The following is a 24,244-nucleotide window of genomic DNA, read 5'->3' as shown; positions in this document are numbered from 1 at the left end:
GGCTTCAGCCCGCAGAAGCCTCGCCCGTTGGCGCCTCGCCCGCGGGGGGCGGGGCGACCTCGCCGGACAGGAGATCGGCGATCCAGCGCGCGGAACTGGCATGGGCGCAGGCGGTGAGCGCGGCGATGACGATGGGCACGCCGATGAAGGCCCCCGGCAGCCCCCACAGGAAGGCCCAGAAGAAGACCGAGAACAGCACCATGACCGGCGAGACGGCCACCGCCTTGCCGGCCATGCGCGGCTCCAGATAGCTGCCGGAGAGGAACTGGATCACGTTCAGGCAGGCGAACACCAGGAGCGCCATCTGCCAGGATTCGAACTGGGCGAGGGCGAAGACGGTGGGCAGGAAGGTGGCCACGAACGGCCCGATGAAGGGGATATAGTTCAGCGCGAAGGCGATGGCGCCCCAGGCGGTGGCCAGTTCCATGCCCGCCGCCAGCGTGAAGGCCCACACCACCGCGCCCGTGGCGATGCTCATGAAGGTGCGCACGGCCATGTATTTCTGGAAGCGGGCGGCGATATGGGCACCGGTCTCGGTCAGATAGGCGGCGATGTCCTGGCGCTTCAGGCGCGCCACCTGGCTCTTGAAGGCATTCACCTCCAGGAGGCCCAGCAGCACATAGACCAGCGTGATGATGAGGAAGGAGGCGAGCCCCTGGAGTCGCCCCGACACCTCCTGCACCAGGCGCAGCATCCAGCGCACGTCGAAATTCTCGGAAAAGACGGAGGCCAGCAAGAAGCCATGGCCCTCCAGCCAGTCGGAGGCCTGGCCATAGAGCAGCTGGAAGCGCCCCACATTGGCGAAGATCCATTGCGCCACCCGGCCGAAGCCCCAGACCACCGCGCCGGTCACCGAGGCCACCACCACCAGCGTGATCACCAGCGTGAGCGCCACCGCGAGAAGGTTCGGAAGATGCTTCTGCAACGCCCGCTGGAGCGGCCAGACGATGGCGATGGTGAAGAGCGCGAAGGCCAGCGGCACCACGATGGCCTGCGCCAGCGCCAGCGCGCCGAAGATCAGGATGGCCGCAATGAGGGCCACCGCCACGCTGGCGCCCCGATCCACTCCCGACATGCCCACCCCCTCCAGATCCCGGATGCACCAGTGTGAGCCGGCTGACCTCTTGTCAACCGGAGCCGGCTGCCTCCCGGCCGTTGGGACGCCGTTCATTTCCCCTGCGCCATGAGATAGGAAGAAGGCGCGGAACGGGAAGCGAGGAACATGTGAAGGCGGCAGCCGTGATCCGGGGCATCGCAATGGCGGGGCTGGTGCTCGCGCTGTCCGCCTGCGCACGCCCCCAGGGCGTCCTACTCCCCGTGGCCGATCCCGCCGGCGCCACCGACAAGGTGGACATGCTGGTGGCCACCACCCGCGCCCCCTCCGACGCGCCCGGCGAGGTGTTCACGGGCGAGCGCAGCGACACCCTTGCCTTCACCAATGTGGTGGTCTCCGTGCCGCCCGACCGGCCGGTGGGCTCCATCCAATGGCCGCGCCAGGGGCCGGGCGATCCGGCGCGGGAATTCGCGGTCACCGAGATTTCCGCCCTGCCCCGCGCCGGCGTCCTGCCCTGGTTCAAGGCCCATGCGGGCGGCAAGAGGCGCGTGCTGGTGTTCGTGCACGGCTTCAACACGCGCTTTGACGCCTCGGTGTTCCGCTTCGCCCAGATCGTCCACGACACCGGCTCGCGCTGGGTGCCGGTGCTGTTCTCCTGGCCGTCCCGCGGCAGCGTGTTCGACTATATGTACGACCGGGAAAGCGCCAATTTCTCCCGCTCGGACCTCGCCTATGTGCTGCGCGCGGCGGCGATGAGCCCGCTGGTGGACGAGGTTGTGGTGATGGCCCATTCCATGGGCGCCTGGCTCACCGTGGAAGCGCTGCGGCAGATGGCGCTCACCGACGGGCGCATTCCCAAGAAGCTCACGTCCGTGGTGCTCGCCTCCCCCGACCTCGACATCGACGTGTTCCGCCGCCAGGTGACGGAGATGGGGCCGAACCGGCCCACCATGACCATTTTCGTGTCGCGCAACGACCATGCGCTCAGCCTGTCCCGGGCCATTTCCGGCAATGTCACGCGCGTGGGGGCGGTGGACCTGTCGCAGGAGCCCTACAAGTCACAACTTGAATCGACACAGGGCATCGTGGTGCTCGACCTCACCGCCTTGCAGGGGGGCGACGCGCTCAACCATTCCAAGTTCGCCACCACGCCCGAGATGGTGCAGATCCTCGGCAACCGCATGATGCAGGGCCAGACCATTTCCGATCAGGAATTGACCGGCGCCACCGCCGCAGAGACGGTGGGCGGGGTGATCGGCGCGGTGGTCACGGCCCCCATCACCGTCTTCACGGCCGGCGCGCGGAACTGACCCGCCGGGGGGCACCGGCCCCACCGCGCGCAGGCCGCCGCGCCCGCCGCACCTGCCCGAGCGGACCAGGACGGGCCGCCCCGGCCGCGCGGCCCGTCACGCTCCCCTTTCGTGCGCCCGGCGCCGCCCCTCCCGCGCCGTCCCCACTCGCCCGCGTTTCGCGCGCGTCCAGCCCTTCGCCGCGCGGGGCGGACCGACGTCGCATCCGCCGGCGGCCGCATCCCATGGACACCCGCGCGGAGGCTGGATTGTATGATTGAATTACCGTATCACCTGCTTTAAGGCTCATGCCCACGCGCCGGGGATCGTCCGTGCCCCTCCCGGCGGCACCAAGCACAAGGGCACGGGAGGACATGCTCATGCACCCGACCCTGCTGGCCCGCGCCGGCCGCCGCGCCGCGATCCTGGGCGCCGCCCTCGCCGCCTTTGTGGCGGCTCCCTTCCTCACCGAGGCCGCGCGCGCCGAGGATTATCCCACCCGCGCCATCACCCTCATCGTGCCGTTCGCTGCCGGCGGCGGGGCGGATGCGGTGGCCCGCATCGTCGCCCAACGCCTCGGCGACAAGCTCGGCCAGCCCGTGGTGGTGGAGAACCGCACGGGCGCCGCCGCCATCATCGGGACGCAGGCGGTGGCCCGCGCCAAGCCCGACGGCTACACGCTCCTGCTCGGCCAGTCCGGCCCCATCTCCATCAATCCCGCCGTCTACAAGGACCTGAAATACGATCCCATCAAGGATTTCGCGCCGGTGGTCCGGCTCACCGAATATCCCTATGTGATGGTGGTCAACGGCACTTCGCCCTACACCACGGTGCAGGCGCTGGTGGCGGCCGCCAAGGCCAAGCCCGGCGCGGTGACCTTCGGCAGCTACGGCATTGGCGGGGCCAACCATCTGGTGGCGGAGATGTTCGCGGCCACCGCCGGCATCAAGCTGCTGCATGTGCCCTATCGCGGCACGGCGCCCGCCGTCACCGATCTGATGAGCGGCCAGCTGGATCTCGTCTTCTCCGATCCCTTCTCGGCGCTCGCCAATGTGCGCGCCGGAAAGCTGCGCGCCATCGCGGTGACCGGCAAGAACCGCTCGCCCGTGCTGCCGGACGTGCCGACCTTGGCCCAGAGCGGCTTTCCCGAGTTCGACGCGGTGGGCTGGCACGGCATCCTCGCCCCCGCCGGCACGCCCGCCGACATCGTCGCCAAGCTGAACGGCGCCATCGTGAAGATCCTGGCCGATCCCGAGACCAAGGCCCTGCTCGCCGCCCAGGCCACCGAAGCGGTGGGCGATACGCCGGCGGAGTTCGGCGCCTTCATCAAGGCGGACGTGGCCAAGTGGTCGGCCATCGCCAAGGACGCCAACATCACCGTGGAGTGAGGCCCCGCCGCCGGCCCTTTGCCCCATGGACCTACCGGCCCGCCTTCGCCTAACTAGGGGAAAGCGGGCCGTGCCCCGCCTCACCTGCGGGGGACGCCATGCAGCGCGTGACGGTGACGCTGGACGAAGACCTGGTGGCCGAACTCGACCGCTTCATCGAGACGCGGGGCTATCAGAACCGCTCCGAGGCGGTGCGCGATCTCGTGCGCTCCGGCCTGCGGGAGGCCACCGAACAGGCCGACGAGAGCCAGCACAGCGTCGGCGCCCTGGTCTATCTCTATGACCACGAGGCGCGGAACATGGCCAAGCGCCTGACCGAGGCGCACCACCAGCACCATGATTTGTCCGTGTGCACCATGCACATGCATCTTGACCACGACCAATGCCTGGAAGTGGCGCTGCTGCGCGGCGCGACGCCGGACCTGCGGCATTTCTCCGAGCATCTGATCGCCGAGCGCGGCGTGCGCCACGGCCGCCTGGTGCTCATTCCCGCCGACCCGCCCCATGAGCACGGGCACGGGCACGGGCACGGGCACGGCCATTCCCATTCCAAAGCCCATTCGCATTCCCACGCCGCCCCGCACGGGCGGGACGATGGACAAGACCATGGGGAAAGCTAGCGGCGGAGCGGAAGAGGCGTTCGGGCGGTTTGTTTGGCCGCCGGTTCCGGTATAGGGTCGCGCGCGCTCCCATGCCGAGCCCGTGTCCCTCCTGTCGCATAAGGCGAGACGAGGGACAGGGGCACCGCGGGGGCGAGGGGCGACGACACACGAAGGAAGACAGGTCCATGCGTTTCATTGCACCCATGGCAGCACTCGTCCTGGCGGCTTCCGCATGCGCCGCCTTGGCGCAGACGGCTCCGGCCCAGCCCTCCGCCACGCCGGCCCCCGCTGCCCAGACCCCTGCCGCGCCCGCGCAGGGCAGTGCGGCGCCCGCCGGCCAGGATAACGGCCTGTCCGCCGCCGGAACGCCCCGGCGCCCCGAAGTCACCATCGCCCGCCCCATTGAGATGGTCATCATCCAGCAGGCGGCCGGCATGACCTTCGACGGCAAGGTGCTTACCTTGACCGGCGTTCCCCCGGTCACCGCCTTCGCCGTGGACCGTCCCGAGCGCATCGGCGGCACCATGACCACCGAGCAGTTCGTCAAGCTGTGGAACGCCACGGTCCAGGTGCTCAAGAACGACCCGCCGAACGCCGCCTTGACCGTGCTTGGCCCGACCCCTGCGCAGGTGGTGGTGGAACTGGGCACCGTCACCCAGGAAGGCACCACGCTGACCTTCCATGCCGGCCTGCTCGACGGCGACCTGCCCGCCAGCGGCGGCCCGGTGAACATCGTCACCGCCCCCACCGTCTATCGTCCCATGGAGCGCAACGGCACCTTCCTGAAGTGCTGGTGGAGCCCCTATTGGGTCCAGCGCGTCTGCCGCGCCGCCTGGTGAGGTCGGAAGACCCCTCATCCTACCTCCGACCTATGGGCGACCGGATTGCGAGAGGCGCGCCCCTCGCAATCCGGCCCTGCCGGTGCCATTTTGTTCTCGCATGAGAATCACTGATGCGAGACGAGACCGCTTCTTTGTCCATTCCCGCCGAACCTAAGGGCCCCCGCGCACGGGGCACCGTCGAGGCCCCCGCCCCCCGCCCCGGCGGCATCGCCGAGCGGGCGCGCGCGGGTGCGGCCCCGGTGCGGCCGTATCTGGCCGGCCTTAATCCCGAGCAGCGAGCGGCGGTGGAGACGGTGGACGGCCCGGTTCTGGTGCTCGCCGGCGCCGGCACCGGCAAGACGCGGGTGCTGACCACCCGCATCGCCCATATCCTGGCCACCGGCCGCGCCTTCCCCTCCCAGATCCTCGCCGTGACCTTCACCAACAAGGCCGCGCGGGAGATGAAGGAGCGCATCCATTCCATGGTGGGTGACGCCGTGGAGGGCATGCCCTGGCTCGGCACCTTCCACTCCATCGGCGTGCGCATCCTGCGCCGGCATTGCGAACTGGTGGGGCTGACCAGCAGCTTCACCATCCTCGACACCGACGACCAGATCCGCCTGCTGAAGCAATTGCTCGCCGCCGAGAGCATCGACGAGAAGCGCTGGCCGGCCCGGCTGCTGGCCGCCACCATCGACGGCTGGAAGAATCGCGGCCTCTCGCCCGAGCACGTTCCGGCGGGGGAAGGCTCCGCCTTCGCCAATGGCCGCGGCAAGAGCCTTTATGCCGCCTATCAGGCGCGGCTGAAGGCGCTGAACGCGGTGGATTTCGGCGACCTGCTCCTGGAGGGCATCCGCCTGTTCCGCGAGCACCCGGACGTGCTCGCCGATTATCACCGGCGGTTCAAGTACCTGCTGGTGGATGAGTACCAGGACACCAACGTCGCCCAGTATCTGTGGCTGCGCCTGCTGGCGCAGGGCTCGCGCAACGTGTGCTGCGTGGGCGATGACGACCAGTCCATCTATGGCTGGCGCGGCGCGGAAGTGGACAACATCCTGCGATTCGAGAGCGATTTTCCCGGCGCCACCGTCATCCGGCTCGAACGCAACTACCGGTCCACGGGCCATATTCTCGGCGCCGCCGCCCATGTGATCGCCAACAATGAGGGCCGGCTCGGCAAGACGCTGTTCTCCGAAGGCGAGATGGGCGAGAAGGTGGCGGTCACCGGCGCCTGGGATTCGGGCGAGGAAGCCCGCGCCATCGGCGACGAAATCGAGGCGCTCCACCGCGCCGGCCACACCCTCTCCCAGATCGCCATCCTCGTGCGCGCCTCCTTCCAGATGCGCGAGTTCGAGGACCGGTTCGTGACGCTCGGCCTGCCCTATCGGGTCATTGGCGGCCCGCGCTTCTATGAGCGCGCGGAGATCCGCGATGCGCTGGCCTATCTGCGCTGCGTGCTCTCCCCCGCCGACGACCTCGCCTTCGAGCGCATCGTGAATGTGCCCAAGCGCGGCATCGGGGACGCCACCGTCAAGCAGATCCACGATGTGGCCCGCGCCGCCGCCGTCCCCTTGCAGGATGCCGCCCGCGTGCTGACCGAGAGCGAGGAATTGAAGCCGAAGGTGCGCGGCACGCTGCGCGGCCTCCTCCAATCCTTCGACCGCTGGCGCGAGCAGGCCCGCGCCTTGCCGCACACCGAATTGGCCGAGATCGTCCTCGACGAGAGCGGCTATACGGAGATGTGGCAGAAGGACCGCTCCGCCGAGGCGGCGGGACGGCTGGAAAACCTCAAAGAGCTGGTGCGCTCCATGGAGGCGTTCGAGAATCTCCAGGGCTTCCTGGAGCACATCTCCCTCGTCATGGACGTGGACAATGGCGCCGGCGAGGACGCCGTGCAGGTGATGACGCTGCATTCCGCCAAGGGGCTGGAATTCGACACCGTCTTCCTGCCCGGCTGGGAAGAGGGCCTCTTCCCCCACCAGCGGGCGCTGGACGAGCAGGGCAAGGCGGGCCTGGAGGAAGAGCGGCGCCTGGCCTATGTGGGCCTCACCCGGGCGCGGGCGAGCGCGCGGGTCTATTTCGCCTCCAACCGGCGCATTCACGGCATGTGGAATTCCACCGTGCCCAGCCGTTTCCTGGACGAACTGCCCGACGCCCATGTGGAAGTGCAGGAATCGCGCGGCGGCTTCGGCTGGGGCGGCTCCTCCTATGGCCAGAGCCGGTTTGATCGCGCGGCCACGGTGGAGCCCTTCTCCACCTCGTCCTATTCCACCCCCGGCTGGGGCCGCGCCCAGGCGGCGCGGGGCTCCGGCGGCGGCTCGGGCTTCTCGGAGCGGGGCTCCAGCTATGGCCGCTCGGGCGGATCGCGCGGCACGGTCATTGAGGGCGCGCTGATCGCTTCCTCCACCGGCGTCGAATCCGCGTTCAAGCTGGGCGAGCGGGTGTTCCACATCAAGTTCGGCTACGGCACCGTGCGCGAAGTGGACGGCAACAAGCTCACCGTGGATTTCGAGAAGGCCGGCGAGAAGCGCGTCCTGGACAGCTTTCTCGAAAAGCCGTGAACGAGACGCCCGCCGGCCGGGGGCCGCGGGCCTGAGATCATGAAGGCTTGATCGGGGGCGGCAGCGGCCCGTCTTCGCATGAGAGTGCGGCGGTGGTAACAACGGACCTGCCGACCGTAAAAGGTCCCTGTCCGCCACCGTTCCGGTGCCATGAGCGCGATCAATACTCTCCTGCTCGCCGTCGAGATGCTGCTTTATCTCGGCACCATGCTGGGCCTGTTCAGGGTGCGGCGCATCGTGGGGCTGGGCGCCATGTTCAGTGCCATGGGCGTCATCCATGTCATGGCGGTCTATCTGAGCCTGACATTCTACCTGACCTTGCCCTTCGGACTCGCCGTCACCCCCAGCGGCGTCATCCTTTATTCCGGCCTGCTGAGCATTCTGCTGCTGGTCTATCTGCGCGAGGGCCGCGCGGCCGCCTGGCAGCCGGTCTATGGGCTGCTGTTCGGCTGCTTTCTCCTCGCCATCATGCTCGGGCTTTCCGGCCTGGAGCGGGGGCGGGCGCATCTGGCGCACATGGCGGACCTGCCCCGCCTCGGCCAGGCGATGATCCTCAACATGTGGTGCGCGCTGATCATTTTCCTGAGCGCCGTGCTGATCTTCCCGCTTTTCGATGCGCTGCTGGCGCGCTTGCGGGCAAACCTCTGGCTGGCCATCTGGCTGGCCGTGCTCATGGTGGGCACGCTCGCCCAATTGCTCTATTTCCCGGCGCTGCGGGTGGCGTTCGAGGTGCCCGTGTCGATCGCCTGGGACAATTGGCTCGCCTCCATCGTGCTGTCCGCGCTGCATGCCGGGGCGGTGGTGGCCTTCTTGAAATATGCCGAGCGGGTGCCCGTCGACGAGGGGCTCGCGGCCATGCGCGGCGATGAGCGGGCGCTGCGCGTCGATCCCCTCACCGGCGCCATCGAGAATTCCCGGTTCGAGAGCCTGGCCCGCAACCTGTTGAACGTGGCGGCGGCCTCCGCCCGGCCGGTGAGCCTCATCCTGCTGGAAGTCCAGGCCACGCGGGAGACCCGGGAGCGCGCAGAGCCTTCGGCGGCGGATGCCGCGCTGCTCCAGGTGGCGCGCATCGTGACCGCCAGCTTGCGGGTGGCCGACCTGCTGATCCGGCGGGAGGGCCACACCTTGCTGGTGCTGGCGCCGGGCCTGCCGCACCTGGCCGCCATGCAGGTGGCCACCATGCTGCGGGACCGCGCCCTGGCGGCCGCCCGGGAGGACGGACAGGGCGAAATCACCCTGGCCATCGGGGTGGCCACCTCGCCCGCCGATGGAGAAACGCCCGCCGCCCTCTTGTCCACGGCCGACCAGCGGGTCTATGCCGCCAAGGTCGCCGGCCTTGATCGGGTCGTCGGCGCCACCGAAGCCTGATCCAGGCCCCGCCTTTCAAAGATGAGACCCCCATGCTCGAAGGCCTGCTGCCCTCCGACGCCACCCATTTCATGCGCCTGGTCACCTCGGAGGCCGAGGCGCGCCGCGTCTCCGACTTCCTGTCGGAGAGCTTCGACCCGGCCGAGGTGGCGGTGGCCAGTTTCGAGGAGGCGGAGGGCGTCTGGGCGGTCGAGGTCTATGCCGGCTCCGCCTTCGATCCCGACTTCCTGCGCGAGCTGGTGGCGGTGGCGGGCGGCGAGGCCCTCGCCCAGACCCTGACCTTCGGCGAATTGCAGAAGAAGGATTGGGTGGCCGCCTCGCTGGAGGGACTGGCGCCGGTGAAAGTGGGCGTCTTCCACGTCCATGGCTCCCATGACCGGGGCCGGGTGCCGCCCAACGGCATCGGCATCGAGATCGAGGCGGCGCTGGCCTTCGGCACCGGGCACCACGGCACCACGCAAGGCTGCCTCCACGCCATCATGGACGCCGCCAAGGTGGGCAGTGGCAGCGCCTGGCCCCGGCGCATCCTGGATGTGGGCACGGGCACGGGCGTGCTGGCCATCGCCGCGGCGCGCAAGTTCCATCGCGCGGTCATGGCGGGGGATCTGGATGGGGTGGCGGTGCTCACGGCCCGCGAAAACGCCCGCGCCAACAAGGCGGCCCCCTTCGTGCGGGCGGTCCTGGCGGCCGGCGTGGATTCCGGCGAGATCCGGGCCGACGGGCCCTATGACCTCATCCTGGCCAATATCCTGCTGCCGCCGCTGAAGCGGCTGGCGAAACCCATTCGCCCGCTGCTGGCGCCGGGCGGCCGGCTGGTCCTGTCGGGCCTCCTGCCGTCCCATGCGGCTGCGGCCCTGGCAGCCTATCGGGCGCAGGGGCTGAAGCTGGTGCGGCGCCGTGACATTGACGGCTGGACCACGCTGACGCTGGCGGATTCGGGGGCGAGCGCCGTGCCCGTGGCGCGGCGCGGCTGGCGCTGAGCGGGGACGTCGGGGACCTTGGCCTTCCCGGCCGCTCGGGCGCGAAGGCGGGGCCTCACGTGAGAAAAGGAACGATCGAGCGCACGGCCTGAAGGGCGTGCGCCGAAAACGGCGCGCGATGCGCGACACCCCTCCGTCAGAGCCCAGGCTTGGGCTGACACGGGTCGAGCCGTGCCGCAGCCGAACACGGTGTCGTTTTGGCGGGGCAAGAGGGTCGGGAGCGCGGGCGTTCACCCGCGCGCGCCGCTCACCGCCCCCCGAAACGGACACATCCGAAGGTCACACCCCAAAAGGCGCCCCCGGCGTGCCGCTTGCAAAGATCCCTTACGGAGGTCCCTTGCAAGGCTTCCTTGCATCAATCACTTGCGCGGGTCGTTGCCGGTGCGCTGGATGTAGAAGGACAGCTCGCGCTCGGCCTGCGCCATGCGGGCGGCGACGATGGCCTCATAGACACGGCGCAGGAACGGCTTGCGGGCCGCTTCGGACGCCTTGGACAGACCCTTTACGGAAGGAAGCGCGACGACGCTCATGACCGTATCTCCAGATGCCGGATCGCCTCTTGCGATCCGTGTTGCATTGCAAGATAGGTCGGTTTGCACCGCAATAGAAGCGATAGGTCAGCATAGCTGTCCTGCCGCCTTATGCATGGCTCACATGCGTCCTCCCAAGCGGCGGGGACGCCGGCACCGGCCGGCGACAGCGCGCCGGCTCTCGCCCTAAGCCGTTCAGCTGCGCGGGAAAATCTCCACCCGCCGGCCGAGATCCTCGGGCTCCGGCAGGGCGCCATGCACCGCCTTCATCCCGGCCACCCGCTCCAGCATGGAATCGGGAATGGGCAATTCGCGCCGCAGGTCCGCATCCACATGGGACAGGATCTGTTCGGAGGTGGCGCACAGCCAGCCCTCGGTGCCGTGATGGAGGCTGAGATAGACGTGGATGTGCACGTTGTCATAGTCGATCAGCCGGACGGTGACGCGCACAGGCCCGTCTCCCGGCAGATCCTGCAGGTAGCGCACATGCGCTTCGCTGGCGATGAATTCGGCCCGGTCCTCTCCCAGGATGTCATCCCGGCGCGGCCCGCCATCCTGCCCGAGCAGACGCAGGGCCTCTTCCAGCCCGCGCTCGAACAATACATTGAAATAGGACGGCTTCACGAGACCATGAGGGTCGATCCACGCGCCATCGATCGTCATCATCGACGACACGAAAGGGGCAAAGAACACAGGTTCAAAGTCGATCCGGTTCCGCATGGAAATCCCCGTCATTGCTGATGAATGCACGGTGAAGACGCAGTGTGACGCGTCTTGGGACATTGGTCACTTCCGAAGTGGCGCAAGAATGTCGCTGCTGCGGAGCAACTGTGCAGCGGCAGAGCCTCATCTCCCACCAGATTGGGCCTTTGCCGCGGGCGCGGGGATGGCTAATCTGCACGGCGCGCCGCGCATGAACACGACGTTTTTAGAGGATTTTTAGATGGTTGCCGTCGCTGCCGAGGTAGAGCCCGCCTCCCTGTCCCAATTCGCCGGGGCACTTGAAGCTCTCACCGCCGCGCTTGGTAACAAAGTCGTGATCTCGCAAGCTGTCCGCGAGCAACATGCCAATATTACCACGTACTTGCCCAATGAGCCGGCAAATGCGGTGGTGTTCGCCGAGTGCACAGAGGATGTGCAGGCCGTCGTGCGCATCTGCGCGGCCCATTCCATGCCGGTGATAGCCTGGGGCGCGGGCACGTCGCTGGAAGGCCAGGTGAATGCCCCGCGCGGCGGCGTGTGCATCGACATGTCCCGCATGAACCGCATCCTGGCCGTGCATGCGGAGGATCTGGACTGCGTGATCGAGCCCGGCGTCACCCGCAAGCGGCTGAACGAGGAATTGCGCGACCAGGGCGTTTTCTTCCCCATCGATCCCGGCGCCGATGCCTCGCTGGGCGGCATGGTCTCCACCCGCGCGTCCGGCACCAATGCGGTGCGCTACGGCACCATGAAGGACAATGTCCTGTCCCTCAAAGTGGTGCTGGCCAATGGCGAGGTCATCACCACCTCCCGCCGGGCCAAGAAATCCTCCGCCGGCTATGACCTCACCCGCCTGTTCGTGGGCGCCGAGGGCACGCTCGGCATCATCACCGAGATCACGCTGCGCCTCTATGGCATCCCGGAAGCCATCACGGCGGGGGTGTGCCCCTTCCCCACCATCGAGGATGCCTGCAACGCGGTGATCGCCACCATCCAGTCCGGCATCCCGGTGGCCCGCATCGAGCTGCTCGACGAGATGCAGGTGCGCGCCTCCAACGCCTATGCCAAGCTCGACCTGGTGGAGACGCCCCATCTGTTCCTGGAATTCCACGGCACGGAGGCGGGCGCGGCCGAGCAGGCCCAGCGCTTCGGCGAGATTGCGGCGGAATTCTCCGGTGGCCCCTTCGCCTGGGCGGCCAAGCCCGAGGACCGCACCCGGCTCTGGCAGGCACGCCATGATGCCTATTGGTCCGTCCTGCCCCTGCGCCCCGGCGCCAAGGCGGTGGCCACCGACGTGTGCGTGCCCATTTCCCGCCTCGCCGAATGCGTCATGGAGACCAAGCGCGACATCGTCGACATGGGCCTCATCGCCCCCATCGTCGGCCATGTGGGCGACGGCAATTTCCACACCACGCTGATGGTGGACGTGAGCGACCCGGAGGATCTGGCCAAGGCCAAGCTGTTCATGTCCCGCTTGGTGGACCGGGCGCTGGCCATGGAGGGCACCTGCACCGGAGAACACGGTGTCGGGCAGGGCAAGATGAAGTATCTTGCCGCCGAGCATGGCGAGGCGACGCTGGATGCCATGCGGGCGGTCAAGCGGGCGCTCGATCCGCAGGACATCATGAATCCCGGCAAGATCGTCGCCCTCTGAGGCACGGGCCGAACAAGGGAGACAGGGGGCAGGCTGACGCCGTCCGGGGACGAGGACGGCATAAGAGAGCGCGATCCGCTGCGGGGCCTGCCCCGGAACGGGACATCGCCCTTTCCTTCATCGAAGCGAGGCGGCTTCACCGCGCACATCGAACGTCCTTGCGTTTCCATGCGCTCGGATCCGGCTCTAGCGAGGACCACGGTGCAGGGCATCCTCATCACGCTGGCAACGGCGGTCATAGTGGCCATCGTCGCGGCCTTCGCCGCCCCTCTGGTGGTGGACTGGAACGCATGGCGCGCCGCCTTCGAGAGCGAGGCGAGCCGCACCATCGGCGCGCCCGTGCTCATCCGCGGCAAGATCGACGCGGAATTGCTGCCCGTGCCGCGCGTGGTCCTGCGGAACGTGTCCGTGGGTGCCGATGCCATCTCCACCGGCGGCACCATTGCCGAGGTGCGGGCGGACTTCGCCCTCGGCGCGCTCATGCGCGGGGCCTTCGAGGCCAGCGCGCTGCGCCTCGTCCAGCCGCAGCTGCGGGTCGTCCTCGACAGCGCCGGCCGCATCGCGCTGCCCACCGGCGCCGGCGCCCCCGCCGGCCTCGGCATCAGCCAGCTCACCGTGGACAATGGCAGCCTGGACATTCTGGACCGGGGCGCCGACCGCACTGTCCGCCTCACCGACCTCGACCTGAAGGGCGAGGCGCGCAGCCTCGCCGGGCCATTCCGCCTGGAAGGCGAAGTGGAGACCGGCGGGCGGCGCTATGGGGTGCGCCTCAGCCTCGGCAAGGCCGGCACCGATCCGGCACGCCTGCGCCTCATCGCCGATGATCGCAGCCGCCCCCTCAGCGTCGATCTCGACGGTACCTTCCGGCTGGACCAGGGCACGCCCCGCTATGAAGGGCGGGCCGCCCTCACCCGCAAGCCCGGCGCCGCCGGCAACGACGGCTGGAAGCTCGCCGGTACCTTGCGCGCCAGTCCCGAGGCGCTGGTGGCGGAGAGCCTCGACCTGACCGCCGGCGACGAGGCCCGTCCGGTGCAATTGTCCGGCTCGGCGCGGCTTGCGCTCGGCCGCGCCATGGGGCTCGACGCGGTGCTGAACGCCCGCACCCTGGATGCCGACCTGCTCATGCCCCGCACCGGCGCGACCAGTAGCAGCCCGGCCGAGACGGTGGCGGACCTCGCCGGGGCCTTCGGCGACCTGGAGCCCACGGATTTCCCCGTGCGCATCGGCATTGGCGTCGACCAGCTCACGGTGGGCGGCACGGTGGTGCGCGACGCGCGCCTGGACCTGAGCGCCGACGGCGCCGCCTGGCGCATCGACACGGCGGAAGCCAAGCTGCCCGGCCAGACCCTGGTGCGCCTCGCCGGCACGCCCGCCGCCGCCCGGGCGGGATCGAGCTTCCTCGGCGACGTGACCTTTTCCAGCGAAGACCCGGTGGCCCTTCTGCGCTGGGCCGCCCCGCGCGCGCCCAATGATTATGGGGCGGCCCTGCGCGGCCCCGTGCGCCTGTCCGGCCGCATCAATGCCACCGAGAGCGGCCTGTCGGTGGCCAATCTCTCCCTGGCGCTGGGCACCGCCCGCGCCACGGGATCGGCTGCCTATGCCACGGGCACGCCGACGCGCCTTGACGTGTCGCTGGCCCTTGACGGCTTCGATCTCGACCCGCTGCTGGCGGCGGCGCGGCTGACGCTCGCCACGGACATTCCCTTCGCCGGCGACATCGCCATCACCGGGCGCAACCTCGTGCTGTCCGGCCTGCCGCTGGGCGCGCTGTCAGTGTCCGCCAGCGGGCGGGACGGCGCCTGGACCCTCTCGCGCCTCCAGCTGGACGACCTCGCGGGCCTGCGCCTCGACGGCAAGGGCCAGTTCGCCCGCCTGGTGGAGCCGGTGGCGGGACGGGTGGACGTGGCGATCTCCGGCGCCCGCGCCGACGGCCTGGTGCCCGTCACCCGCATCGTCTCGGGGCCGGAGGCGGCGGATGTGATCCAGCGGCTGCTTCCGGTGGCCGCGCCCGTAAAGCTCAATGCCTACGCGGAATGGGCCGATGGCGGCCAACGGACGGTGCGCACCGAGGGGCAGCTCGGCCAGATCTCCGGCCTGCTCGCCGTGCGCCGGTCCGCCCATGGCGCCCCCGAAAGCGCCGACCTCTCGCTGGCGGCGGTTGATGGCGCCCGGGTGCTGGAGGCCATCGGCCTTGCCGGCCTGAAGCCGGGCCAGGGCGCCGGCCGGCTGGATGTCTCCGTGCGCGGCGCCGAGACCGGCGGCAGCACCCTGGAGGGCCGCCTCGCCTTGGGCGAGGCCCTGCTCGAAGGCCAGGGCACGCTCGCCCGTGACGGCGCCGGCAGCCTCCAGCCCAATCTGGCGCTGCGCTTGTCCAATGCGGACCTCGCCCGCCTGTTTGCCGCCGTCGGCGCCGATGCCGGGGCGCTGCCCGCGAGCCTCGCCTTCACCTTGTCGCGACCGGACGGGCGCTGGCAGCTGGACGGCCTCACCGGCACGGTGGCCGGCGCGCCGCTGGCCGGCACGGTCGGCATCGAGCCCGGCCAGATGCCCCGCCTCACCGGCCGGCTGGAGCTGGACGAGGTGTCGGTGCCCCGCCTGATCGGTGTGTGGGGCGCCCGCAGCATCGGGCCGGACGTGGGCACCGGCCCCTGGTCCGCCGCCCGCTTCACCCAGCTCCCCGGCCCCGGCATCGCCGCGGACCTGGAGATCCGCGCCAAGCGGCTCGCCGTCTCCGACAGCTATCGCCTCGCGGAAGGCGGGCTGCGCCTCATCTCCACCGGGCCGAGCCTGGAGGTGCGCGACCTCTCCGGCCGCCTCGGCGGCGGGCAGGTCTCCGGCACGCTCACCTTGCGCCGTCGCCCCGACACGCTGGCGGCGGATGGCCATCTGACCTTGGACGGCGTGGATTCCGCCGCGATCCTGCTGCCGCTCACCCCCCAGCCGCGCAATCCCCCGCGTGCAAAGGTGAGCCTCGTCGTGGACCTGCTGGGAACGGGGCGCACGCCGCTCCAGCTGGTGCAGAGCCTGGTGGGCCAGGGCACGGCGACGCTCACGGACCTGGAAATCCCCTCCGCCGACCCCACCGCCATTGATGCGGTGCTGGTGGCCACCACCATGGGCCCGCCTCCGGATGAACGGCGCACCGCCCAGTTTCTCGACCGGGCCATGACGCGCGGCCCGCTGCGCCTCAAGAGCGTGGAGACCACGCTCGGCGTGGTCAACGGCATCGTGCGCGCCTCGCCGGCCCGCACCCAGGCGGCGGGCCTGCGCACCACCTTGTCGGGCAATCTGGATCTGGCGCGCCTCACCCTCGACGCCACGCTGGACATGGAATCCCTGGAGACCGCCGGCGCGGCGCCGGGCGGCACCATCACCTGGCGCGGGCCGCTGGCCGCCCCCGACCGGCAGGTGACCGCCGCCCCGCTGACCGCGGTCATCGCCATGCGCGCCATCGAGCGGGAAACCAAGCGCCTGGAAGATCGGCAATCCATCGGCGCCGAGCCGGCGCCCAACGCATCTCAGCCGCCCGTTCAAAGCCCGGCCCAGACGCCCGCGCAAACGCCCGCCTCACCCCCGCCGACCTCAACCGCGCCCGCCGCCGCCAATCCCACCGTCCAGAGCGCGCCCGTCCAGAGCGCGCCACTGCCGCCCGTGCCACAGGCCACGCCGGACACGAGCGCTCCGGTCGCCCCCCTCTCCGCGCCCGGCGCGGGTGTCTCCACGGGGGATGAGGGAACATCGGGCGCCAATGCGGCGCCGGCGCGGGCAAACGACACCGGCGCGCAACCCGCCCAGGGCCAGGCGCCGGCGGCAGCCCGGCAGAGCCAGCCCCGTCAGGCGGAGGGACGGGCCACCGCCCCGGCCCTGCCGCCGCCGGTGGACATCGGACCGAGCAACCGCACGCAGCCGGCGCGCCAGAACCAGAACCAGAACCAGAACCAGAACGACAGCAGCCGCCTGCCCCCGGCCTCCGGCTGGGGCATCATCCTGCGCCCGCCGGGGCTCCTGCCGGGCGAGTAGATGCACGCGGGGGGCCGCGTCGATCCCGGGGCGCCGGCTCGACGGTGTCCGCCGCCCGCAGGCGCCCCGCCGGCGCCGGGACGGGAGAGGCCGCGGCCCCCAGGCCGGCGGCTCAGAACAGCTTGAGGCCGGGAGGAATGGGCAGGCCGCCGGTCACCGACTGCATCTTCTCCTGCATCACGCGCTCGGACTTGGCGCGGGCATCGGAGAGGGCGGCGACGATCAGGTCTTCCAGGATCTCGCCTTCATCGGCCTTCAGGAGGCTCGGATCGATGCGCACCGCCTTGGTCTCGCCCTTAGCGGTGACGCGCACCTGCACCAGCCCGCCGCCGGAGGACCCTTCCACCTCGATGGTCTCCAGCTCCTGCTGCATCTGCTGCATGCGCTCCTGAAGCTCTTTCGCCTGCTTCATGATGCCCATCAGGTCGCGCATGGTCGGGGTCCTCTGCTAGGTGTGACGTGCGTCACAGATAAGGGTGACGGGCGCGGCGGAAAAGGCCGCCGCCTGCCGGGGGCAGGCCGCCCGCCGTCAGAATTCGATCTCATCGTCCGGGCCGGGGCCGAACCAATTGTCCTCTTCCAGCACGGGGGCGAGGACCTCTTCCGGCGGCTCGTCGTCGCGGGTGCGCACGTCGACGATCTGCGCACCGGGAAAGCGCGCGAGCACCGCGGCCACCAGCGGATCGGCGCGCAGGCCGTCCTCCCGCTCGTTGCGGGCGAGGGCCGCCACCTCGGCGAGCGTCGGCTCGCCCTCCCGGTTGGAGAGCGAGACGAGCCAGCGCTGGCCGGTCCATTCGCTGAGCTTACGGGACAGTTCCTGCACCAGGGACCCGCTGGACCCCGGCACGAGGGCGATCTCGATCCGCCCCTCCTCGAAATGGACGAGACGGGCCTGGGTCTCCAGCGCGTGCTTCAGCAGGAGGTCGCGCTTGGAGACGGCCAGATTGACCACATCCTGGAGCGAGCCAAGGCGCGGGCCTTCCGATTCCACGGGCTGGGCGCGGGCGCTGGCGCGCGGCGCCATGGCCGGCTGGGGCGCCTCGGAGCGGGCCGCAATGGCCAGCCGCGCGCCGCCGCCCGAGGCGGCCATGGCACCCCCGCCGGACGGCGCGCCGCCACCGCCACCACCGCCGGTCATGGGCGTGCCCGACTGGGCCATTTCCTTGAGGCGCCGCAGGGCATCGTCCGGCGTGGGCAGATCCGCCGCATAGGCCAGGCGCACCAGCGCCATTTCCGCCGCCTGGGCCGGCTTGTTGGCGGCCTGCACCTCGGCAATGGCCTTGGAGAGCATCTGCCACGCCCGCGCCAGCACGCGCATGGACAGGGCCGAGGCCATTTCAGAGCCGCGCACCCGCTCGGCTTCCACAAGGGCCGCGTCGGAAGCGGTCTCCGGCACCACTTTCAGGCGGGTGACGAGATGGGTGAATTCAGCGAGGTCGGTGAGGATCACGGCCGGATCGGCGCCGGCATCATACTGGTCGCGGAACTCGGCCAAGGCGCGGGCGATGTCGCCCTTCATGAGCGCCTCGAACAAATCGATGACGCGCGCCCGGTCGGCAAGGCCCAGCAGCCGGCGCACTTCCTCGCCGCTCACCTTGCCGCCGCCATGGGCGATGGCCTGATCCAGCAGGGAGAGCGAATCGCGCACCGAGCCTTCCGCCGCGCGGGCCACGGTGGACAGCGCTTCGGCCTCCACCTCCACGCCTTCCTTGGCGCAGATGCGGGACAGGTGCGCCGCCAGCACGCCCGCATCCACCCGCCGCAAATCGAAGCGCTGGCAGCGGGAGAGCACGGTCACCGGCACCTTGCGGATTTCGGTGGTGGCGAACACGAACTTCACATGCTCCGGCGGCTCCTCCAGCGTCTTGAGCAGGCCGTTGAAGGCCGCTGTGGAGAGCATGTGCACTTCGTCGATGATGTAGACCTTGTATCGCGCCATCACCGGGCGGTAGCGGGCGCCCTCGATGATCTCGCGGATGTCGTTGATGGAGGTGTTGGACGCGGCGTCCATCTCCAGCACGTCCACATGGCGGGATTCGATGATGTCCTTGCAGTGCTTGCCCATCACCGAGAGGTCGAGGGTCGGCCCGCCTCCCCCCGACATGGGCTCGTAATTCAGGGCGCGGGCGAGGATGCGGGCGGTGGTGGTCTTTCCCACCCCGCGCACGCCGGTCAGGATATAGGCCTGGGCGATGCGCCCGGAGGCGAAGGCATTGGAGAGCGTCCGGACCATGGCCTCCTGGCCGATGAGGTCGTCGAACGTCTGCGGCCGGTATTTGCGCGCCAGCACGCGATAGGGCGCCGGCGCCGCGACAGCGTTCGCCGCCGGCGCGGGCGCCGCGCCGAGGTCGAAGCCGAGGGAGGGTTCATCCGCCGCCGGCGGGGTGGGGTCCTGATGGTCCGCGCTCATGGGGCCTTCATAGCATCCCGCCTGCCCGATGCGTCAGGCCAGCACGGGCCTTGCCCGCAAGAATTCCGGGCGTAGACCGCGCGGCCGGCTCATTTGGGCGATTTGAACAGGTCGGCCCCTTCCACCCGCACGCAGACATAGCGGCGATAGCCGTCCTTGAACTGCTGCAGCGGCTCGCCTTCCAGGCGGCCGGGCACGGAGGCGGCGATGCCGGCCTTGCACTTGTCCTCGGTGGAATAGATGCCGGCTTGGGTGACCACATGGGTCTCCGGTCCCGACAAGGCGTGCAGAAGAATCACGACCACGGCCCACATGCGCAAACTCCTGCCATTTGAGGCGCTTCCCGCAAGCGAAGGGATCGCCTTCGCTGGGAACGCCGGGGCGGGATATTGCGGGGGAGTGCGCCGAAAGAAGGGCGCACCGGAAGCGCCGATCGGAAGGCAAGAGGGTGGGAGGCTGGACAGAGACCCGAGACCGGGCTCGTTGGGGCTGCTTCCTTCCGGACCTGACCCGGTTGGCGAGTGGCTCGTCCACCGCCAACCTCCCGCGCTCTATATCGTGGCAAAGGATCGGTTTGGCAAGCACCGCACATGCACCCTGCTGGGGAGGGCTTGCGCCGCGGCTGTGCATAAGCTCCTGTCCGCGTCCCGATTTTCGCGAAGGCCGACCTGACATGACCCTCCCGTTCCAGCTCGATCCGCGCCTTGAAGCCGACGGCCCCGCCCTCGGCGACTTGCCGCTTTGCCATGTGCGGCTGGTGGACGATGCCCGCTTCTTCTGGATCGTGCTGGTGCCCCGCCGGGCGGGTTGCGTTGAAATTTTCGACCTTACCGCCGCCGATCGGGCGGTGCTGGTGGAAGAAATCGCCGCCGCCGGCGCCGCCCTGAAGACGGTGAGCGGCTGCTCCAAGCTGAATGTGGCGGCGCTGGGCAACATGGTGCCGCAGCTTCATGTGCACATTGTCGGCCGCACGCCCGGCGATGCCGCCTGGCCCGGCCCCGTCTTCGGCGCCGGCACCCGCCAGCCCCTGGGCGACGCGCGCTCCGCCCGCGCCGAGAGGGTGAGGGCGGCGCTGGGTCTTTAAGGCTCGGTCAAAGGTCTCTTTTCAGACGGAAGGAGAGCAAGCGACCTTCGCACGCCCTTGCAAACGGAGTTGCACACGTCCTTGGCGCTCCCGCTCATTGCCGCCATGGCCGGGATTGTCCCGGCCACCCATGGGGTTCCGTGAGCGCGGTCACAAGGGGAGAGGCGTGGATGCCCGGGACAAGCCCGGGCATGACGTTTGGAGGAGTCCGAAATCACCTGCGCCTGGTAACTTCAGCTCCGCCCTGCCGCTCAGGCGGCGAACACGGTGGCCGCGTCGTTCAGCACCGCCCCGCCGGAGACCACCGCCTGCTCCAGGCCCGAGGCCTCCACCGCCAGATTTTCGGCGAAGAAGCGGGCAATGGCGATGCGGGCCGCCTGGCGCGGGTCGCTGTTGCCGCCGGCCGCCTCCGCATGGGCCGCAAGGGCGATGCGGGCGAGATAGGCGCCCCCCGCCGCGCGGGCGAACAGGGCCAGATAAGGCGTCGCGCCCGCCAGCACCTTCACCTGCTCATTATCGGCCAGCCAGTCCAGCATCACGCGGGTGGCACGGGCGAAGGCCTCGGTGGCCTCGGCCAACTTCTCTCCGGTGCGGCCGAAGGCGGGGGCGTTGAGGGCGGACACCTCGCGGGCGGTGTCGCGGCAGTCGGCGATCAGGGCTTCCACCACGTCGCCATTGCCCTGGCTGATCTTGCGGGTGACGAGGTCGATGGCCTGGATGCCGTTGGTGCCCTCATAGATGGCGAAGATGCGGGCATCGCGCAGGTGCTGGGCGGCGCCGGTCTCCTCGATATAGCCCATGCCGCCATGCACCTGGATGCCGATGGAGGCCACCTTGATGCCCGCATCGGTGGAAAACGCCTTGGCCACGGGGGTGAGCAGGCTCGCCTCCGCCAGCGCCGCCGCCTTGGCGGAAGGGTCCGCCAGGCGATGGGCGCGGTCCAGGGCATCCGCCGTCTTCAGGCAGAGCGTGCGGGCGGCATCGGTCTCGGCGCGCATGGTGAGCAGCATGCGCTGCACGTCGGGATGGGCGATGATGGGGCTCATCTCGCCCCCGGAGGCGCCGGGCGCCTTGCCCTGGCGGCGGTCCTGGGCGAAGGCGACGGCGCGCTGGGTGGCGCGCTCGGCCACCGCGACGCCCTGGACGGCCACCGCGAGGCGCGCATTGTTCATCATGGTGAACATGCAGGCGAGGCCGCGATTTTCCTCGCCCACCAGATAGCCCACCGCCCCCTCGCCCGAATCGCCGAAGCTCATGGTGCAGGTGGGCGAGCCGTGGAGGCCCATCTTGTGCTCCAGGCCCACCGCCTTCACATCATTACGGGCGCCGAGGCTGCCATCGGCATTCACCAGGAATTTCGGCACCACGAACAGCGAGATGCCGCGCGTGCCGGCGGGCGCGTCGGGCAGGCGGGCCAAAACCAGGTGGATGATGTTCTCGGCGATGTCGTGCTCGCCATAGGAAATGAAGATCTTGGTGCCGAAGATGCGGTAGGTGCCGTCGTCGCGCCGCTCGGCGCGGGTGCGCAGCGCGGCAAGGTCGGAGCCCGCCTGCGGCTCGGTGAGGTTCATGGTGCCGGTCCAGGTGCCCGAGACCAGATTGTGGAGATAGGTGTCCTGGAGCGCCTTGGAGCCGTGGGCGGTGAGTGCCTCGATGGCGCCCATGGTCAGCACCGGGCCGATGCCGAAGGCGGGCGAGGCGCTGTTCCAGAATTCCACCAGAGCCGTGGTCACCGAGGTGGGCAGATGCTGGCCGCCAAAGGCTTCCTCCGCCGCCACCGCGTTCCAGCCGGCCTCGGACCAGGCCTTATAGGTCTCGCGCCAGCCGGGAGCGGTGGTGACCACGCCGTCCTTCAGCACGTTTCCAGTCTTGTCGCCAACGCGGTCGAGGGGCTCGATCTCCTGCGCCGCGAACTTGCCGGCCTCTTCCAGCACGCTGTCCACCAAATCGAAGGACAGGTCCACGAGACCTTCATCCATCAGCTTGGGCAGGGAGGTGCAGTGCTTCAGGAAGAAAGCCACATCTTCCACCGGCGCACGATAGGGCATGGGACGGCCTCCGCTTCTCGTTACAGCGCCCGGGCGAGCGCCACATTGACCTTGACCCGTGTTCGGCTCTAGAGCCTGACGCTTCGGGCGGGCGACAATTCGGAACGAGCTACGGCTTTCGTCAAGACCCGGACAGACAGGCTTTCGTCGCATATGACCTTCGCCAGGGGCATGCCCCCAGCCACTTCCCGCTGCAGCGACGCGGCAAAAGGGGGCCAGACATGGCTCCGCTGAGCAAGCCCCCCACCCTTCCCGAGCGGCAGACGCAGCGTCTTCACGCCCATGAAGACGGGCAGATCGCCAAGGCCGGCGCCCTCATCCGGGCTGGCGGGGTCGTCGCCTTTCCCACCGAGACGGTCTATGGCCTCGGCGCCGATGCGGGCAATCCGCGCGCCGTGGCCGGGGTCTATGCGGCGAAAGGGCGCCCCAGCTTCAATCCGCTCATCGCCCATGTGGCCAATGCCGCGCACGCCGCGCGCCTCGGCGCCTTCACGCCGGCGGCCGAGCGGCTCGCCGCCGCCTTCTGGCCGGGGCCGCTCACTTTGGTCCTGCCCTGCATCGACATGGAGGCCATGTGCGATCTGGCCCGCGCGGGCCTGACCTCGCTGGCGGTGCGGGTGCCCGCCCATCCCGTGGCCCAGGCCTTCCTGAAGGAAGCCGGCTGCCCGGTGGTGGGGCCGAGCGCCAACCGCTCCGGCCATGTCTCGCCCACCGATGCGGGCCATGTGGCGGAGGACCTGAACGGGCGGATCGACGCCATCCTCGATGCCGGGGCGACGCAAGTGGGGGTGGAATCCACCATCGTCTCGTGCCTGGAGGCCGTGCCCACCTTGCTGCGGCCCGGCGGCCTGTCGCGGGAGAAGATCGAAGCGGTGCTCGGCCATGCGCTGCTGGATGCCCCGCACCTCGACGCCGACCGCCCCTCCGCCCCGGGGCGGCTCGCCTCCCATTATGCCCCGCGCGCATCCGTGCGGCTGGCGGCCGAGCATGTGGCGCCCGGCGAGGCGCTTTTGACCTTCGGAGGGCTTCGCCCGCCCGGCAGCGATCGGGCCGCCTGCATCATCGATCTCAGCCCCGCCGGGGATTTGGAGGAGGCCGCCGCCCATCTTTATGGCGCCCTGCGGCGCCTGGATGGGCTGGGCGTTGCGGGCATTGCCGTGGTACCCCTCCCCCGCACGGGTCTCGGGGAAGCCATCGCCGACCGGCTCGGCCGCGCGGCGGCGCCGCGCCCCGTTGAGATTGAAGGGGATTGAGGATGGACCAGGCCGTATCCACCGAGACCGCACACCCCATCGGCCATATGCGCGAGGGCGAGGAAGACGCCCTCGTGGCGCTGTGGACCGCCACCGGCCTCATCCGCCCCTGGAACGATCCGCGCGCCGACATCGCGCTCGCCCGGCGCGGACCCCATTCCACCATCCTGGTCGCCCGCGCGGACGGAGCCGTGATCGGCTCGGCCATGGTGGGCCATGATGGCCATCGGGGCTGGATCTATTATCTGGCCGTGGCCCCCGAGCGCGCCCGCCAGGGCCTCGGCACGGCGCTGACCCGGGCCGCCGAGGACTGGCTGCGCGCGCGCGGCGTGCCCAAGCTCATGCTCATGGTGCGACCGGAGAATGAGAAGGTGCAGGCCTTCTATGATGCCGCCGGCTATATCGAAGAGCCGCGCATCATCTTCTCCAAGCGCCTCGACGGAAAATAAGGCTCGGGATCGTCCAGCGCTTCATCGAACC

At 69.8% G+C, this 24,244-nt stretch carries 19 protein-coding genes and 1 other RNA gene; 12 read left to right on the top strand and 8 right to left on the bottom strand.

The window, feature by feature from the left end; all coding sequences use genetic code 11:
* Positions 1-4: 4 nt before the first annotated feature.
* Positions 5-1,075 carry an AI-2E family transporter gene (locus tag ACT54L_RS23060; protein ID WP_476088004.1) on the bottom strand — a complete coding sequence of 357 codons (1,071 nt, stop codon included), beginning with the start codon at positions 1,073-1,075 and terminating at the stop codon, positions 5-7.
* Between the two features lie 149 nt (positions 1,076-1,224).
* On the opposite strand from ACT54L_RS23060, the gene ACT54L_RS23055 reads away from it, so the two are divergent.
* From ACT54L_RS23055 to ACT54L_RS23025, 7 genes are all read left to right on the top strand, one after another.
* A complete protein-coding gene (locus tag ACT54L_RS23055) occupies positions 1,225-2,364 on the top strand; it encodes an alpha/beta hydrolase (RefSeq protein WP_476088003.1) in 1,140 nt (379 codons plus the stop codon).
* Between the two features lie 359 nt (positions 2,365-2,723).
* A complete protein-coding gene (locus ACT54L_RS23050) occupies positions 2,724-3,731 on the top strand; it encodes a Bug family tripartite tricarboxylate transporter substrate binding protein (protein ID WP_476088002.1) in 1,008 nt (335 codons plus the stop codon).
* 98 nt (positions 3,732-3,829) lie between these two features.
* Positions 3,830-4,351, top strand: coding sequence for a nickel-responsive transcriptional regulator NikR (gene nikR, locus ACT54L_RS23045; RefSeq protein ID WP_476088001.1), 522 nt, complete (start codon positions 3,830-3,832; stop codon positions 4,349-4,351).
* Between the two features lie 167 nt (positions 4,352-4,518).
* Positions 4,519-5,172, top strand: coding sequence for a hypothetical protein (locus ACT54L_RS23040; protein WP_476088000.1), 654 nt, complete (start codon positions 4,519-4,521; stop codon positions 5,170-5,172).
* Between the two features lie 113 nt (positions 5,173-5,285).
* Entirely contained in the window at positions 5,286-7,715 is a 2,430-nt protein-coding gene (locus ACT54L_RS23035) for an ATP-dependent helicase (protein WP_476087999.1), read from the top strand.
* Positions 7,716-7,865: 150 nt separating this feature from the next.
* On the top strand, positions 7,866-9,083 hold the full coding sequence (locus ACT54L_RS23030; protein WP_476087998.1) for a GGDEF domain-containing protein: 1,218 nt from the start codon (positions 7,866-7,868) through the stop codon (positions 9,081-9,083).
* 32 nt (positions 9,084-9,115) lie between these two features.
* Positions 9,116-10,063: a 50S ribosomal protein L11 methyltransferase gene (locus ACT54L_RS23025; RefSeq protein ID WP_476087997.1), complete on the top strand. Its 948-nt coding sequence runs from the start codon at positions 9,116-9,118 to the stop codon at positions 10,061-10,063.
* A 359-nt stretch (positions 10,064-10,422) separates the two neighbouring features.
* On the opposite strand, the gene ACT54L_RS23020 is transcribed toward ACT54L_RS23025, so the two are convergent.
* Together ACT54L_RS23020 and ACT54L_RS23015 are read right to left on the bottom strand one after the other, a co-directional pair.
* Positions 10,423-10,593: a hypothetical protein gene (locus ACT54L_RS23020; protein ID WP_476087996.1), complete on the bottom strand. Its 171-nt coding sequence runs from the start codon at positions 10,591-10,593 to the stop codon at positions 10,423-10,425.
* A gap of 195 nt (positions 10,594-10,788) precedes the next feature.
* Positions 10,789-11,259 (bottom strand): thioesterase family protein, encoded by a 471-nt coding sequence (locus ACT54L_RS23015; RefSeq protein WP_476087995.1) that lies wholly within the window; start codon positions 11,257-11,259, stop codon positions 10,789-10,791.
* A gap of 277 nt (positions 11,260-11,536) precedes the next feature.
* Here ACT54L_RS23015 and ACT54L_RS23010 point away from each other — a divergent pair, with 277 nt between their 5' ends.
* Positions 11,537-12,949, top strand: a complete 1,413-nt coding sequence (locus ACT54L_RS23010) for an FAD-binding oxidoreductase (protein ID WP_476087994.1) — start codon at positions 11,537-11,539, stop codon at positions 12,947-12,949.
* Positions 12,950-13,150: 201 nt separating this feature from the next.
* On the top strand, positions 13,151-16,969 hold the full coding sequence (locus ACT54L_RS23005; protein WP_476087993.1) for an AsmA family protein: 3,819 nt from the start codon (positions 13,151-13,153) through the stop codon (positions 16,967-16,969).
* A gap of 112 nt (positions 16,970-17,081) precedes the next feature.
* On the opposite strand, the gene ACT54L_RS23000 is transcribed toward ACT54L_RS23005, so the two are convergent.
* From ACT54L_RS23000 to ffs, 4 genes are all read right to left on the bottom strand, one after another.
* A complete protein-coding gene (locus ACT54L_RS23000) occupies positions 17,082-17,402 on the bottom strand; it encodes a YbaB/EbfC family nucleoid-associated protein (protein ID WP_476087992.1) in 321 nt (106 codons plus the stop codon).
* Between the two features lie 96 nt (positions 17,403-17,498).
* Entirely contained in the window at positions 17,499-19,379 is a 1,881-nt protein-coding gene (locus ACT54L_RS22995; RefSeq protein ID WP_476087991.1) for a DNA polymerase III subunit gamma/tau, read from the bottom strand.
* A gap of 89 nt (positions 19,380-19,468) precedes the next feature.
* Positions 19,469-19,693, bottom strand: a complete 225-nt coding sequence (locus ACT54L_RS22990) for a hypothetical protein (protein ID WP_476087990.1) — start codon at positions 19,691-19,693, stop codon at positions 19,469-19,471.
* Positions 19,694-19,826: 133 nt separating this feature from the next.
* Positions 19,827-19,925, bottom strand: an RNA gene (gene ffs / locus ACT54L_RS22985) — signal recognition particle sRNA small type.
* A gap of 127 nt (positions 19,926-20,052) precedes the next feature.
* Here ffs and ACT54L_RS22980 point away from each other — a divergent pair.
* Positions 20,053-20,463 carry an HIT family protein gene (locus ACT54L_RS22980; protein WP_476087989.1) on the top strand — a complete coding sequence of 137 codons (411 nt, stop codon included), beginning with the start codon at positions 20,053-20,055 and terminating at the stop codon, positions 20,461-20,463.
* 251 nt (positions 20,464-20,714) lie between these two features.
* Here ACT54L_RS22980 and ACT54L_RS22975 read toward each other — a convergent pair whose 3' ends face one another.
* The gene (locus ACT54L_RS22975; RefSeq protein ID WP_476087988.1) at positions 20,715-22,511 is read right to left on the bottom strand and encodes an acyl-CoA dehydrogenase; all 1,797 of its coding nucleotides are present in this window, start codon (positions 22,509-22,511) and stop codon (positions 20,715-20,717) included.
* A 221-nt stretch (positions 22,512-22,732) separates the two neighbouring features.
* Between ACT54L_RS22975 and ACT54L_RS22970 the strand changes: the two genes are divergently transcribed.
* Positions 22,733-23,764, top strand: coding sequence for an L-threonylcarbamoyladenylate synthase (locus tag ACT54L_RS22970; RefSeq protein WP_476087987.1), 1,032 nt, complete (start codon positions 22,733-22,735; stop codon positions 23,762-23,764).
* 2 nt (positions 23,765-23,766) lie between these two features.
* Positions 23,767-24,213: a GNAT family acetyltransferase gene (locus ACT54L_RS22965; protein WP_476087986.1), complete on the top strand. Its 447-nt coding sequence runs from the start codon at positions 23,767-23,769 to the stop codon at positions 24,211-24,213.
* Positions 24,214-24,244: the final 31 nt, after the last annotated feature.

Source organism: Aquabacter sp. DMC10, from assembly GCF_056314145.1.
Note: the sequence above shows the minus strand (reverse complement) of the source record. Positions and strands in the feature narration are given on the sequence as shown.